This is a genomic window from Zooshikella ganghwensis DSM 15267 (genome assembly GCF_000428585.1).
Lineage (GTDB): Bacteria > Pseudomonadota > Gammaproteobacteria > Pseudomonadales > Zooshikellaceae > Zooshikella > Zooshikella ganghwensis.
The window spans coordinates 38,871-55,327 of sequence record NZ_AUAF01000021.1 but is presented as its reverse complement, the minus strand read 5'-3'; the positions used below and the strand labels follow the sequence as shown (position 1 = coordinate 55,327).

Annotated in this window: 10 protein-coding genes; 2 read left to right on the top strand and 8 right to left on the bottom strand. The window is 39.2% G+C overall.

The window, feature by feature from the left end:
• The 3 genes from F607_RS28570 to F607_RS0107285 all read right to left on the bottom strand — a co-directional run.
• Nucleotides 1-176 (bottom strand): helix-turn-helix domain-containing protein (locus F607_RS28570; RefSeq protein ID WP_038290466.1); only part of this gene is annotated, 176 nt, incomplete at its 3' end.
• Nucleotides 177-298: 122 nt separating this feature from the next.
• Complete coding sequence (locus F607_RS28565) at nucleotides 299-2,680, bottom strand: efflux RND transporter permease subunit (protein ID WP_051311056.1); 2,382 nt, start codon at nucleotides 2,678-2,680, stop codon at nucleotides 299-301.
• Nucleotides 2,681-2,707: 27 nt separating this feature from the next.
• Complete coding sequence (locus F607_RS0107285; protein ID WP_051311054.1) at nucleotides 2,708-3,766, bottom strand: WD40/YVTN/BNR-like repeat-containing protein; 1,059 nt, start codon at nucleotides 3,764-3,766, stop codon at nucleotides 2,708-2,710.
• Nucleotides 3,767-4,124: 358 nt separating this feature from the next.
• Here F607_RS0107285 and F607_RS0107280 point away from each other — a divergent pair, with 358 nt between their 5' ends.
• Entirely contained in the window at nucleotides 4,125-4,784 is a 660-nt protein-coding gene (locus F607_RS0107280) for an O-methyltransferase (protein WP_051311052.1), read from the top strand.
• Nucleotides 4,785-4,886: 102 nt separating this feature from the next.
• On the opposite strand, the gene F607_RS0107275 is transcribed toward F607_RS0107280, so the two are convergent.
• Nucleotides 4,887-5,453 (bottom strand): hypothetical protein, encoded by a 567-nt coding sequence (locus tag F607_RS0107275; RefSeq protein WP_027707562.1) that lies wholly within the window; start codon nucleotides 5,451-5,453, stop codon nucleotides 4,887-4,889.
• Between the two features lie 244 nt (nucleotides 5,454-5,697).
• Between F607_RS0107275 and F607_RS0107270 the strand changes: the two genes are divergently transcribed.
• Nucleotides 5,698-7,632, top strand: a complete 1,935-nt coding sequence (locus F607_RS0107270; RefSeq protein WP_027707561.1) for a hypothetical protein — start codon at nucleotides 5,698-5,700, stop codon at nucleotides 7,630-7,632.
• A gap of 79 nt (nucleotides 7,633-7,711) precedes the next feature.
• Here F607_RS0107270 and F607_RS0107265 read toward each other — a convergent pair whose 3' ends face one another.
• The 4 genes from F607_RS0107265 to F607_RS0107245 form a co-directional block, all read right to left on the bottom strand.
• Nucleotides 7,712-9,091: a DUF1329 domain-containing protein gene (locus F607_RS0107265; protein WP_027707560.1), complete on the bottom strand. Its 1,380-nt coding sequence runs from the start codon at nucleotides 9,089-9,091 to the stop codon at nucleotides 7,712-7,714.
• A gap of 209 nt (nucleotides 9,092-9,300) precedes the next feature.
• The gene (locus tag F607_RS0107255; protein ID WP_027707559.1) at nucleotides 9,301-11,259 is read right to left on the bottom strand and encodes a DUF1302 domain-containing protein; all 1,959 of its coding nucleotides are present in this window, start codon (nucleotides 11,257-11,259) and stop codon (nucleotides 9,301-9,303) included.
• A 1,643-nt stretch (nucleotides 11,260-12,902) separates the two neighbouring features.
• Entirely contained in the window at nucleotides 12,903-15,542 is a 2,640-nt protein-coding gene (gene pepN / locus F607_RS0107250; protein ID WP_027707558.1) for an aminopeptidase N, read from the bottom strand.
• Between the two features lie 46 nt (nucleotides 15,543-15,588).
• Nucleotides 15,589-16,449, bottom strand: coding sequence for a DUF2797 domain-containing protein (locus F607_RS0107245; RefSeq protein WP_338112611.1), 861 nt, complete (start codon nucleotides 16,447-16,449; stop codon nucleotides 15,589-15,591).
• Nucleotides 16,450-16,457: the final 8 nt, after the last annotated feature.

Here is a 16,457-nt window from a genome sequence, read left to right as displayed (position 1 = left end):
AGCTGCTGTGCCTGTTTGGGACGATATCCTCGAAGTCCTTTATTACGCATCAACTCACGAGAGATGGTTGATGGATTTCGTTCCAAGTTCTTAGCAATTTCTTTTTGATTTAATCCTGCTTTTAAAAGCGAATAAATCTGGTATCGTTCATGCTCAGTCAGCTGATTGTAGTTCACAATGCTTCATCTCTTGGTCGGGAGAAGCGCAAACTCTATCAGCTGGCTTCTCTAATGCCAATTGCACTTATTATCCGAAACTGCGGTTTTTTTATTTCCTATTTTTTCAACATATTAATACGTTAAGCTACCGCTTTTTTTGAGTCAGTCGTCTGCTGGGTATTTACTGTAATAACAGTACTAAGACGTTCAGGCCGCACAAAAAAGCGTGCTAGGGCTGGCAATAACCAGAGCGCACCAAACATATTCCATAAGAACATAAATGTAAGCAAAATACCCATATCAGCTTGAAACTTAATAGGCGACCAAATCCAGGTTCCCACCCCAATCGCTAATGTTACACCAGTAAAGCTTACCGCCTTACCTGTCGTACGAAGCGTTGCATAGTAAGCTTCTTGTAAGTTTTTGCCCTGCCTTAAAAAGCTTTCTAAACGGCTATAAATGTAGATACCATAGTCAACACCAATGCCAACACCTAATGCAATGACAGGTAATGTGGCAACCTTAACACCTATCCCTAACCAGGCCATTAAAGCTTGGCATAATACAGAGGTAAGTGCCAAAGGGATAATAATACAAACAACTGCACGCAAAGAACGAAAGGTAAGCAAGCATAAAATACTCACAACACCATATACCCAAAGCAGCATTTTATCTTGTGCAGACTCAATAACCTGATTGGTTGCTGCCTCAATTCCGCCATTACCCGCCGCTAGTTTAAACTGTAATTCAGGTGAATTATATTCTGTTGCAAATGCTTCGGTCGCCTTTACAACCCGATCTAATGTCTCAGCTTTATGGTCATCTAAAAACACCAGTACGGGAGCCAAGCTACAATCCGTATTAAACAACTGACTGGCCTGAGCAATCGAAGCATTTAGTACATAAGGATTTCTCGCCAAAGTCTGCCATTTGGGATTACCTTCATTTGTACCCTTAATATACAGCTTAGAAACTGTCACTAAAGAAACAGCAGACTGGACGCCAGGCACATTTTCCATACGCCACATATACTGATCAATAGCAGACATGGTTGCATAAGACGAACACTGTTCTTTTGGCGTTTCAACCATTGTCACAAGCACATCAGCACTCGTAGAATAATTACGCGTGATGAACGCATTATCCAGATTATAACGAGAGTCAGGGTGCAACTCTGGTGCGCCAGGGTCTAAATCACCAATTTTTAGGTCTTTGCTCCAATAAAGCCCTAAACTAAATCCCACAATAGCTAAAACGATTGAAATAGGTGCAACAACAGGGTGTGAAAAATAAGATAATAACTCCCAGCTGCGTGTTTTTCGCTCTCTATTTTTCTGTACTTTACGAATCGCTCGCTGACTGACCCCCACATAAGACAACAGTATTGGCAATAAAAATAAATTCGTAAAAATAATGACTGCGACCCCAATTCCTGCAGCAACCGCCAGATCGCGAATGACATCAATTTCTATAACCCAAAGCGTTAAAAAACCAATAGCATCAGAAACCAGAGCAAGCATACCAGGTATATAAAGTCCTCGGAACGTCCGCCTGGCCGCGGTCAAGCGATCAGCACCTAATGATGACTCAATACCCATACTATTGACCATCTGTACACCATGACTGATACCAATAGCAAAAACTAAAAAAGGGACTAATACTGAGTAAGGATCAAGCCCATAACCAAAGCAAGACAGTAAACCTAGTTGCCAAACAACCGCAATCACAGAACAAATTAAAGGAATAATAGCACTTTTCAAACACCCAGAATAAATCAATAACAGTATTAATGTTATGCCAATAGCAATTGCAAAAAAGTAGGCTATAGAACCAATACCTTCTATTAAATCACCTACTTTTTTAGCGAAACCAATAATCTTTATATCAACAAAATCTGAGTTATAACGTTGGCGAATTTGCTGTTCTAAGGCTTTAGAAAGTTCTTCATAATCAAGCGCAGCACCTGTCTCTGGATTTTTATCAAATAGTGGAACCTCAATAATTGAGGACTTAAAATCATTGGCCACTAACCGGCCAATTTGACCTGACTTTAATATATTTTCCCTCAAAAGGTTTAAGCTGTCTTCAGTGCCATCGTAACTTTGGGGAATAACAGGTCCCCCTTCAAACCCGTCTTCTGTAACCTCTATCCAACGTACATTTGGCGTCCATAACGATTTTAGTCCTGCCCGACTGACACCAGGCAAATAAAATACATCATCCGTAATTTTTTGTAATACAGCCATATAATCAGCTGAAAAAATATCACCTTGTTTGGCTTCTACAGAAATACGAATTGAATTTCCTAAATTTTCAAGATCATCCTTATTATTCAACATATTTTGAATAAAAGGATGTTCAGTAGGAATCATTTTCATAAAGCTGGTTTCTGGCTTTACCTGAGTCATTTTGTAACCCAAAAAAACCGTCACCAAAGCAAACACAATTAAAACAAAGAGCCGGTTATTAAAAAATAAGCGCTCTAACACAACTTCAGAATCTTTATGATGTACAGGAGACATAGCAGGGTCCTCCAATGTCAGCCAGAATTATGGGCGTATTGCGAGATCATTTCCCTGGGGAATGGTTTTTACAATGCCCCCCTGCCCCACCAAAATATATTGACCATCAGCCGTTTCTGTAATACCCGACACAAGCTTTCTATCAGACTGCTTATGTAAACTAAACCGCTTACCATAATCATTACTAACTAACCAAACACCACCATTCCCAGCCAGTGCCAGCCGGCCATCGGCAATATATTGACCGCCAAATAAGCTTTGTTCAGTATGAGTTTTTACCGTTGACCACTGCTTTAGAGAACCATCATAGCGAAATACATGTCCACGCAGGCCAAATGCAACAAAGCTCAGTGGCTCACCATTAGCAATAACACCGAATAATGACCCTTCATATGGACTATCCAGGCGCTGCCATGTCATACCCTGATTAACTGAAAAATAAACGATTCCAGCCTCACCAACGATGACCATCTCCCGCTTATTCTTCAACCCTGTAATACTATTAAAATGAAATTCTTCTTCATTTTCGATATGATCAGACCAGTCTTCCCAACTCTTTCCACCATTACTGGTGCGCACTATTTGTCCATAAGCACCGACTGCAAAACCTTCAAATTCACTACTAAACCATACATCAAGCAAAGGCGCCTCAGCAGCAGGATTTTTATATTGTTCCTGCCAAGTTTGACCTCCATCTGTCGTTGCTAAAATCAATGCATCATGCCCTACTGCCCAACCTTGTTTAGCTGATACAAAATGAACCGCTGTCAACAACTGTCGGGTAGGTACTTTAGCCTGTACCCAAGTATCACCATCATCGTCCGAATAAAGAATATGCCCTCGGTCACCTACAGCAACCAATCGACCACTGGGTCCAGCGGTTGTCACATCAATTAATAGTTTTTGCTGGGCTAATACTGATGACTCTGCAAACTCAACAGGTGTACTCGTACTGTTTTCTTCTGCTCGTAGGGCAGTTATCATCAACGCAAACAGTAAACACACCGTTAGCCCTACACAAGGCACTTTAGACAAGCTATGTTTGAGCGCACTCAAAGCAGAGCCTACCCGATCGGCTACTCGCATATGCCAACCCCTTCTCTCAGTCTTTTTTATAATTGTCTTGGCTGTATCTATGTGGTTACACCACAGTATATTGGTACATCGTTCCACGAATAATTTGGCGAATCTAAATTTAAACGTCCGTTATAATATCGCTGTTAATCCTATATGGCTACTGAATAAAGGGAAGTAATTTAACGACAATGAAAAAAATTGGCCAATAGTAATGATTTCTTTACAGCAAAGCTGTCTAACAGTAAAGTAATATTACCAATATAAGCGCTTTAATATGAGTGAAATAAATTTTTTATTGTATATATTAACAAAATAAACCCGCAGCGAAGGGCTTACCCTTAAGGAACTTCATACAAGGACGAAGTCAATGATTCATCACCTCAAAATCACTCAAGATATTTTAACCTATGTCAGAGACATATCCCTTCGTGAAACCAATACGCTCAAAGCCCTCAGAAATGAAACACTAAAAATGCCTGAGTGCAATATGCAAATCCTGCCTGAACAAGGCCAATTCATGGCATTACTTGTACGCTTAATGCAAGCTAAAAAAGCCCTAGAAATTGGCGTATTTACAGGTTATAGCTCCTTATGTGTGGCACAGGCACTACCTGATAATGGAGAGCTTATCGCCTGTGATAACAATGCTGACTGGGTGAATATTGGCCGAAAGTATTGGCAACAAGCAGGTGTAGAACACAAAATATCAACCATGATTGGCAGTGCCAAAGACAGCCTGCAACAACTCATTGATGAGAAGCTTGAAGGCTCATTTGATATTGCATTTATTGATGCTGATAAAGAAAACTACGACACTTACTATGAGTTTGCCCTTAAACTCGTGAGAAAAGGTGGCCTAATTTTACTCGATAATATGCTGTGGTCTGGAGCAGTGGTAAATTCATCAATAACGGACACAGAAACTAAATCCTTACGGGCACTTAATAAAAAAATATCAACTGATGAAAGGATAGACTTAAGCTTACTGCCATTTGCTGATGGGTTAACACTTGCGCTTAAACGTTAGCGCTTTTAACTCTGATAGTATTAACCTATTCATTTTTAGTACTGATATTACTTTATCATTTAAGTAGCGAAGCCTTCTTCGCTACTCCCCATAAAAATACTACTACTCCAAAATATCAAGCGCTGTTATTTCATCAGACTCAGTTTGCTCAGCTTTTTTCTTAGCACGGTAAGCCTCCAGACGCTCTTTATGTTCTTCCTCATAAGCTGCAAAATCCTGACCCAAGTCTTCAATCATATATTGTACTTCTGCCATTCTCAGCTTAGAAAGACGCGCAAATACTTTAGCAGACTGCTCAGCTTCTTCAGGAGAAGCCATACCATTATTAATACGCCCTATCAGATCGTTATATTCAACAGCATGTTCTAAATCTTCAATTTGTGTCTTTATTTGCTTACGATCAAGCTCACCGATTGGCTGATTAATGTCATAACCATAAATGATTAAAGATGAAACACTGGCCCCCTGTTGGTCAGAATCTATGATCTTCTCAGTCACTGATACTTCATCACGAGGCTTTCCTGCATCATCACTTTTCATCTTCTCAGCATCAGTAACAACAACCCTTTTTTGGTTATTATTTACTGCACTCGACGTACTATTCAGGTATATACCAACAGCCAACAAGAGTACCACAAAAGCAACAATAATGGAGACTTTTTTATTCATATATAGTTTCAATTATTTTATTTTTAAACATTGTAATCACTCCTTCTAGCAGTGATTAGCTTAACTATGCATTTCTTTAACAGCAACAAAAAAGATAAAACAATCTACGCTGTATTAAATATAGAATAACTTTTATAATACGCCACTTATTGCACAAATAGCAAATACTACTTTGTAAACAGTATAGATCAGTTAAAACGTTTAATAAATAGACAAAAGATAGCTATTTCTGGGATGAACTATAGTGAAAAATAATATTCTTGCATCGAGTATTTTAATAGCAATATCAAGCTCAACATTTGCGACAAACGGGCCTCTTTATAAAAATAACTGTCCTCAAACAATAAATCATCCTTTACTGGGTACCGGAGTTTACTTTGATGAGTTATGTAAGACAGCATATGTTACACCACCTATTTTTGGAGAATTTAGAGTAATCAATTTAACTGTTGGAGCAGAAAGTTATAGAAACTGTTCCATATTAAAAGAGAGCGCAAAGCTGAATGAGACTCGCTCTAGCATAATTTCACTACAACAAGAAAGAGTAAATGAATACAAACTTAATTTAAAAGAAAGCAACCTGAAAAATCTAGAGTCAGAAATAGATTTCCTAGAAAAAAAAGTGGAAGCAATAAAATCAAAAGAGGCAATCCTTGAAAAGGAAACATACTCAATAGAGCTTGAAATAAAACCTTTTCTTGAAGATTACAAAAAATGTAAGAAAAGCCCGTTAAATACTGAAGAAGACTGTAAGCCCCACAAAGATAACGTCCAAGAGTTATATAGAAAAGTTGAAAAAATACAGAAATCTAAGCTTGACCCCCTCATTAATGAACGTTTTGACCTTGAAGCAAAAATAGGATACTTAGAAATTGATATTAAATCAGAAGCCGACAAAGAACTACAATACCAAAAAGATCTAGAAGCAATAGAAGGTATTAGCAATGATATAAATAGACTAGTTGAACAAATGGATAACATTTACAAAGAGGTAAGAAGTTTGCCTGGTGGAGATATCGCTGTTGAATACTATGTAGATTGGCACGATTTAATTAACAAATATCAGTTTTTAAATAATGGCTTAAATATTAATTGGCAATCAATACCCATTTCAAAAGCAACATTCAGCATTAACCTTCGCTCTGATGATTTAACAATAAATAAAGCGCCTTTAGTTTTAGCTACTTCATTAGCGGGTGTTAGCTTAAACCAAGGTTCAGTGATTAACCCACCTGAAGGTGAAACAATTGAGCCTTTAAAAAATAAACCTATCAGCTTAAATCCTGCATCCGTTGGTTTTAGCGACAGTATGAGTGCATCTATGACGCTTAGTGTACCGGCTGTTTGTTACATACTAAATGACGACCTAAGCACACCTGATGATATATCTAAAAATATTATGAGCTATCTTAGTAGCCGCGTGGATTATAACTATCATCCTAAGGTACGAAGAAAATATACCGCCAAGTTTAACTTAGAAGCACTTTATAAACGCATAGAAAAACTAAAAAGTAAAGGCGGTTTTTTTAGCTCAAAAGCAAAGCATGAGATAATAGAGGATAAAAATTCAAAAGAAATATTTGATATCAAATTTGATGCCGATGACAGTTACTTCAGCTGGACACCAGAAGAACAAGATAAACTTACTAAAGATATTAAGGCTACACTACTAAATCGTGTACTTAAACAGATATCCCTTTTTAACAATCTTGGAACCAATTTAACCTTACCTACAGCCCCAGAAACAGGTGTTGGTAAATTAGCTGACTTATTAAACAATGGCGATTGTGCGAAACCAGAAGTTAAAGCCAAAGCAGAGGAAGCGGTTGCAAACGAAAACAACCCATCTTCAGTCAGCAATAATGATGACTCAACCCCAGAGAACAATAAGCCGGCTGATACAGTAAAAGCATTTAACGATGCATGTAAATTTACCTTTGATAAAAACCTGCTTGGATCCCTTGTTAAAGATAAAGACAGCGTATTAGCCTCTGTTGCATCAAATTTCTCTAGTGGAAACTTCCTTGCTATTCCAGGCAGCATTTTATCAAGCTTTAGCTCTTCCTCAACAAAAGTCTCCTTTTTCCAAAACAACAGTCATACCGCAGAGGAAAAAGTAGATCAAGTATCATTTGTAGACAAAACAACAACGGTTACATTCCGCTCTAAAGCCAAATAATATAATACTTCAACTTATAATAATAAAAAAACCTCCCCCTTACGCTAAGGGGGAGGTTGGTGGGGGATTAAAATGGGGTTTAACGATAACTTCTTCTACGGAGGGTACTGGGTTTAAAGTATTTATCGTCAGGAATTGGACGTGAGAAGTCTACATAATTACGCTCTTCATTTGCCATACCTTGTACATGGTAACGGCGGGCTTGTAGATCATGGAATACATCTAATCCAGTCCAGGTAGTAGGCAGATCGTAATTATTTAATAAGTACGCCATGCTAACACGCCATAATTCTCCGCGTCCGTCGTATTGGTCAACCACGGCTGCGCCCCAGCTGTCTTCATCCAGGTAAAGCGTACGCTTGGAGTAAATATGTCGCTCACCTTTTTTCAAGGTACCTTCTACAACCCAAACGCGGTGTAATTCATAGCGCGTATGTTCTGGATTGATATGCCCTTTTGCCAATACATTTTCATACTTAAGATCAGGGCTAATCACATTATAGTTGTTGTAAGGAATATAAACTTCTTTTTTCCCTAGCAATTTCCATTCATAACGATTTGGAGCACCGTTAAACATGTCTGTATCATCAGCGGTACGTAAACCATCTGCACCTGAAATTGGCGTATCATACGCAAGGTTAGGTGCCCGACGCACTCGCCGCTGACCAGCATTGTACTTCCATGCTTGGCGTGGCTGTTTAACCTGGTCTAATGTTTCATGTACTAACACCGCTTCACCGGCTAAGCGCGCAGGACTTGTGGTGAATGAAAGATAATAAATAATGGTATTATCTAACGTGTTTTCACTGCCTTTTGGGTAGTAAAAATTAAAACCCGCCTCTTGTTGTGCAGTGATTAATGTATAGTCACCATTACGCTGTACTGCAACTTCAGATGCACGACGAACGACGTATTCACCACGGTAACGAACAATATGGTTCCATAAAGCTTCTAAACCAGTTTTAGGAATGGGAAACGGCACACTGGCATAGGCACCTTTAAAGCCATTCCCGCCATTGACTAATGTAGCAGTTGTTGCATTTTTAAGGGTGTTATCATACACATGCTGTGGTAACGAACCAGAGCGTCGCGTTTGGTAAACTGGCATTTTAAACGTTTTTGGATAAGCCTCAAATAACGCAATCTGCCCGGCTGTTAACTTGCTTTTATATTTCGCTAGATTTTCAGCGGTAATATAAAACTGAGGTTTATCTCCCGTCCAAGGATTAGGATAATGCTGTCCACGACGTTTATATGACGCGGGAATATCTTTTTTGGTTATCCCCCCTGTCCAAGCGGGAATCGTGCCATCCGCATTTCCCGCTTTTTCAGCACCAATAGGCGTTAAGGTTGTGCCTAATTTTTTCGCTTCTTGTGGGCTAATGGCAGCCGTAGCCGTTTGAATTGCTAAAGTCAGTGCTGCCACAGCAGCACCGATATAAATTACGTTCTTTTTCATAGCAGGCTCTCTATTAGTCTTCGTAAAGCACCCATCTACTTTGTTATCTTCGCTCTTGACCACCAAGGATGCTGGAAATGCAGTTAATGCAGGAGCAATTAACTGTCAGCTCAATCACTTATTTCCTAATAAGCTCATTCACTTCACCACTTGATGCCGCGTATATGGGCGCTACACATTGGCTAATGCTAATTTTATATGTTTATTATTTAGAATGAGTACTTAACTGTAAATGCTATATTATCACGGTCATTCAATTTATTACGCCGCTCTGCACCAAAAAAGTTGGTATAACTGATACCTGCTTCTAAAGAATTCATATACGTTGCATTTAATGCCAAAGTTACTGCTTTACGGTCTTCCATAAAGTTACCTGTAACACGCGAGTTACCTTGCACATCTTGCTTAAAGCGTAAAATCGGGTTCAAGTTAACACCTGCAAATACATCATTCCACTGACCTGAAAATACGGTGGTATAACCCCAACTAAAGCGGTCTAAGCGTTCGTGTTCAGGTGTATAGTCCCCGGAAAATTTTCGAGAATCGTAAGGACTAGAACCTTTAGCCGCAAAGGAATCGTAATTACCACCAATACCTGATACCAGCTCAAATGATGGCTCTAAGACAGCTATAAAATTATCAAAACCAAAACGAGGGCCAAAATTATGGATAAATACTAAAGAGCCTGTATATAACTCAACACGCTCATAGTTTTTATAATCTTGGCCTACACAGCCAAAATTGCCTGGACGCCCTTGAGATAGCTGTACCGTTGTACAAATTCCTGCTTCAGAACCTGTTCCTGTAACAGTACCAATAATTGTTGGAAGGTTTCGGCTAATACCTGACACTAAATCATCTGGATGATCAATCCACATAGGCATATTGGGTCTATAAGTCAACTCACCAGCAATTGAAGTATTACCAGCTGTTGTATTAAAACTTAGCCCAAACATTCTAATATCTTCAGGATAAACTCTATCAGCATAAACACCATTGGAAAGCACATGTAGTAGTTGTGTAAATGGTATTGTTAGAAATGGGTTGTTTACAGCTTCTAAGACTGACCCATTCCGAATGCCTGCTGCAGTATATGGTACTTGAGCATGATAATTTACAAAATAAAAGCCAAATTCAGTTTCATTTAACTCTTCAGCAAAATATTTAAAATTAACTCCCCATTGACCACCATCTTTAGCATTTTGCTTTCCTCTCAAGTCTGCAACTACTAAATAATCACCATTATAATTCACACCACCGGCATCTAACAATGCTATAGCAGCAGGAGACAACTTATCTCCTGCAGAATCTGTAAGTTCATTATACCCAAACGTTGCACCATCAGCGAAAATATCATTATTACTAAAATAAGACCCTACCGGCGGTACAATACTCTCATCCCACTCCATCATGTAGTACGTTTCCATGGAGAGGTTTTCAGTAAGACCTAGGTTAAACGATAGCGCCATTTGTGGAATTAATACATCTTTAAGCTCTGAACCCGGCAGTGCAAATTGTGCAGCATCAATCGGGTTAATGGTATTTATACCATCACGATAGAAAATACCTTCCCCCCAGTTCAGTACTTGCTTACCAAACCGGACATCTAAAGGCATATCCCCAATATGGAAGCTACCAAATACAAATGCATCCATAATTGAAGCGTCTTTGCCAATTAACTCTTCAACATCACTGTCAAATGCATCTGCAGCTCTATTGGTACCTGCCTGATCAAAGTAGCCAGGAAATCTACGATTAAACCGATCATTGGTATCAGACCAGTCTGTGTCTTTATCCATTATTTCGGTGTCATAAAATGCACGACCACGCACGAATGCACCATAGTTTTTATAATTCAATTTAAGTTCTGAATTTATTTTGTAGACGCTAGACACCATTCCCGTATCAAAATTACGGTTACCATCGTTGGTATTTACATCATCATGGGTTGGCTCGGTGTCGTTACCATAGGTATGTGTATCTCTACCTTCAACTCGCCACATCGCGCCATAGGATAAGGTAGTATCTAATGAACCGGTTACCTCTCCTTCCATTAAGTCAAATTCAAACGCCTGGGCAGGCATAACGGCAAGTAAACTGGCTAAGGCAAATCCTGCTTTTGCGGGTGCAAATAACAGGCGTACAGGCAGGCTATTTGTGTTGTTCATGGATCGCTCCGTAGCATGGTCTTTATAGGAAGGGTGGAAATCATTAAAGTAAAACTTAATAAATTAACCACGTAGGAGCAGTTTGATCGTAATATATACCCTTCATTATGGGCATACTTACCTTAAAAGTAAGAAGCCACACTAACATAATAATAGCTGTATATATCACTATGAATACCGAGTTAAAAATAGCCTTTTCTTTGGATACAATAATCCATCGGCTAATACACTCGTATATCCGACTTAAAGTCTTAAGAGTAATACAATAGATAAGGTATAAATTTTTACTTGAGTATTATTTTTTTTCACACCCAATCTTATTTATACCCTTCACGAATCAATTTTAGGGTTTGTTGTCTGCGCTCTTCACTCCAGTCACTTATTGATATAAGCACTGGGGGCTTCATCGCTTGACGACCTCCACTAAAAAACTTTCGTTTTAGGTATATATAATCGTATCCTTACCTTATTGTTATTGTCCCCTAGTTATCCAAATTGAACTACTATACCCATCATAATGGGTACACCAAGCAAAGTTATTAATTCTTATTACTTAAAATAGCTCTTTTTGGTTATTACGCTCAGCTCCAACTTCCTAATTATTTTTGTTATCTCAGTACATTCATACTTAAATTTTTCAATGTTTACTGTGAACACATTGAATTAGCTTTTTATGATTTTCTATTTACCATCATATAAAGCCCTCAAAGTGAGCTATATACTATCTTCTTATTTTTTTTATTCAATGTTAATAGCTTCGCAATGAAATATGTAAAAAATTATTGAGTAATGCCTATTAACTTATCTCAGTCCATTGTTGTTTTATAAATTTGTTACATTATGAAACTTTTGAGCAATACAGTCTAGTAAAAACGAACGTTTAAACGATACCAACTGTTTAACTATTAAGCAAACCACATTCTTTTAACCCCTCTAATCTGTTACCTTGTCCAAGGGACAAGTAATTGCTACACCTACATGATACAGCTAACGACTTATTAGTTTTTTATGTAGTAGATCACTTTTTAAATAAAATGACCTATTGACTGTCTACCGTTCAGCAAGAGCAGATCATAATCGAGGGCACCGCTAAAAATGCACTTTTTTCGTAATAGCTGTGTCAGCACTGTACTCAAATCCTCATGTATTCCTTATACACTGCGGTTCTCCGTGCAGTGCTTCCTTGCTCTTGCAAAAAAATCACTATTTTTAAAGGTACTCTCAATATGAGAATAAAAGTAACAGTTGCAGTACTTAAGTAAGAAAAAAAGCAGGTATTAAAAAGATAGAAACAGTGTCTTACATATAAACAAAAACAAATTGTTAGACAATTATTTTATCCACGAGGAACAAAAATAAATCCTTCGACTTTTGTGACATATCTTAAACCCCACCCTGGCCCTCCCCTTACCAGGGAGGCTGTCGCAAAACTACTGCACTTGCAAATACAGCGTTAAAAATCGGCTCAAAGTACTCATTTATTAAGTATAAACTCCGCCTTTTCGCTGATTTTTTCCTTGTCTTTGCTTCGCTCATAACCTTTTGCGACACCCTCCAAGGGGAGGGAATAAAATACCGAAGCCACTTTAAACTCTCATTCAGTCCCTCCCCTTTGTTGAAGGGGGAGGTTAGGAGGGGGTTAGTTACTGCAAGCTTTTAGAGACTATCTCATAGACGTCTTTCGAAAGGTCTTTTTCTTTCATAATACGCTGCAGTTGTTCTTTCATTAGCGCACCACGGGTTTCATCATATCGCTTCCAACGAGTAATAGGCGTTAATAAACGAGAGGCCATTTGTGGATTTAAACGGTTAAGTACTAACACCTGATCAGCCAGGAAAGCATAACCTGCCCCATCATCCCGATGGAAATGTACTTTATTTCGGTTAGCGAATACCCCAATCAATGCCCTGACTTTATTTGGGTTTTTCATATCAAACGCTTCATGCTGCATTAATTGGTGTATTTTTTCGAGATCCGTATACTCACCCCCTGCTTGCACAGATAGCCATTGCTCTATCATTTGCACATCATGCTGCCATTGCTGATAAAAGCTAGCGAGTGCTTGTTCCGCATAGTCTCGAGCTTTAACAGACACCGCATTTTCTAAAATACTCAAGGCAGAAAAGCGATCCGTCATGTTGTTTGCCTGCTGGTATTGCTGCCAAGACAGCTCTATGCCTTGCTCATCAGCGAGAGTCAGATAGCTCAAGCAAATATTTTTAAGGCTACGCTCAGCAATATCATCTGCCGTAGGCTGATAGGCTTTTTCAATATTATTGGCGGCATAGCAGGCTTTAAACTGCTTGTGTAGTTTCATCGCCAACGTACGGCGCACAAAATCACGTGCCACGTGTATGCTAAGTGGATAAATAACATCACACTCTTCTGCAATGTAGTCTTCACTTGGCAAAGCAAGCATTTTGGCGAGCATCGCTTTATCCAGCGAAGCGCTGGTCAATAATGACTTATAAGCGGTAACTAAACGCTCATCCAATGTTAGCGTCATTCCTGCCCGCTGGTGCTCAACAAGCTCTTTTATAATATCAACTGCCAGTTTTTGACCTGCATCCCAACGGTTAAAGCCATCATTATCGTGGCTCATTAAAAACATGAGTTGATCACGAGTATAAGGGTACTCAACTTTTATCGGGGCTGAAAAGTCTCTTGCCAATGACGGTAACGGCTGCTCGTTGATATTGCTGAAGGTAAACGTTTGCTCAGCCTCTTTAATATCTAAAACAAGTGTCGTATTACCTTGTTCATCAAGCGGCATATCATTACCCAATGAGTCAATCAACCCAACAGCAAATGGGATATGAAAAGGTGCTTTTTCTACTTGTCCTGGTGTGGGAGGACATTTTTGCTTCACGGTTAATGTATAGCGTTTATTAGCCGCATCATAATTATCCGACACCTGTACTACAGGTGTTCCAGACTGGGTGTACCAACGGCGAAACTGTGTTAAATCAACATTATTCGCCTCTTCCATGGCCTTAACAAAATCTTCTGTGGTTACTGCCTGTCCATCATGTCGCGAAAAATATAAATCACTGCCTTTTCTAAAGCCTTCTTTACCCACAATGTTATGAATCATACGCACAACCTCAGCGCCTTTTTCATAGACAGTTAGCGTATAAAAGTTAGAAATTTCAATATACGACGCAGGACGTACAGGGTGAGAAGTAGGACCAGCATCTTCAGGGAATTGCATGGTGCGTAAAAAGTTTGCATCTTCAATACGCTTCACTGGTCGTGAATTCATGTCCGCCGAAAATTCTGCATCCCGAAAAACGGTAAAGCCTTCTTTCAAACTTAACTGGAACCAGTCCCGACAGGTTACACGGTTACCACTCCAGTTATGAAAATATTCATGGGCAACAATCGCTTCAATGCGCTGATAGGTTCCATCAGTTGCTGTCTCAGGCTTGGCTAACACACACGATGAGTTAAATATATTTAAGCCTTTATTTTCCATGGCTCCCATATTAAAGTGATCCACAGCCACGATCATAAAAATGTCCAGATCATATTCACGACCATAGACATCTTCATCCCACTTCATTGATCGTTTGAGTGATAACAGCGCATGAGCACATTTATCGACATTGGCCGCTTCAGTAAATAATTTAAGCGCAACTTTACGACCCGACTGGGTAATAAACTCATCATCCACGCAGGCCAAATCACCAGCAACCAACGCAAATAAATAACAGGGTTTTTTAAAGGGGTCTTCCCACTTAACTTTACGCAAGCCATCAGCTAAATGTTCATCGGCAACCAAGTTACCATTCGAAAGCATTACAGGGTATTTTTTGGGATCAGCAATAATTGTCGTTGAAAACTTAGCCATGACATCAGGACGATCAAGGTAATACGTGATCTTACGAAACCCTTCTGCCTCACACTGCGTACAAAACATATCATTCGAACGGTATAACCCTTCAAGTGATGTATTTTCTTGTGGCTTTATGCGGGTATTGATAGTCACCACAAATTGTTCTTTGCTCACAGGCAAACTTAAGTTTTCTGTTGTCACTGTGTACTGGTTACTGTCGATTGGTTGATTATCAATACTTACCGACAGAAGTTGCATATCAGTGCCATCTAACACCAGGTTAGGTAAATGTTCATGTTGTTTACTTTTATTTAAGCGTACCTGCAAAACGGCAGTCACATCTGTGTGATCTTCACCTAAATGAAAGGTTAAGTCTGTTTGGTCAATCCAGTAATCTGGTTCCTGGTAATCTTTTAAATAAATTGTCCGAGGCTGAGCGTCTTTCATGCTGTTCTCTCTTAGAATCTTATCGTTATATCGCAAAGGGTAAATATTATACAATGCTGAACTGTATGTTATATGCCGTATACTTGCGGATATTTAACACCCCAATATCCATTATCAGATACTGACCTTTTATACCTAACAGCGTACCCGTTATTTCTGATTGTTTATCAAAGTTAAGCGCTGTGACTTTCACTGGGTACTGTAAAACCGGATAATTAATAGTGTATGGCTTGGCATCTGTTATGGCTTGTAATGCCTGTACCCCAAACTGTTGCTGAAGCGATGTTATGGTCTCAGCGCACTGGGCAAACAATTCATCCCGCTTGTTCACCAAATCAACTTCATCTGAAGTCCCTTTCAACATCGTTCGCCAGTTAGTTTTATCCGCTACAAAGGCTTTCATTGCGGCTTCAACCAATCCCGACTGTTGTCGTGTAGCAACCCGCATAATGGGTAATGCCTGGGTTGCCCCCTGATCAATCCAGCGTGTTGGGACTTGTGACAGGCGGGTAATACCTACTTTTACCCCTGATGAGTTTGCCAGATAAACAATATGATCAGTCATACAAAACTGGTCACCCCAAGTCGCATCTCTACAGGTACCCTGATCATAATGGCACTTTTCAGGAGACATAATACAGCTGTCACACTGGGGTAACTTTTTAAAACATGGAAAGCAATAACCTTGATTAAAGCTTTTATTGGTTTTCCGACCACAGGCAATACAATGAATAGCCCCTAAAAACTTCAGTGTTATTTGCTGACCCAACAACTCATTTAATGAAACTAGTGATTCACCCACGGGTAATTGATACATCACTGGGTCTGCGAGTTGTGATTTCATTTTTTGCAGCTGACCAGATATTGGCGATGCGGTGGTTACTGACTGAGATAAAACATCACTCAAAACAGGCT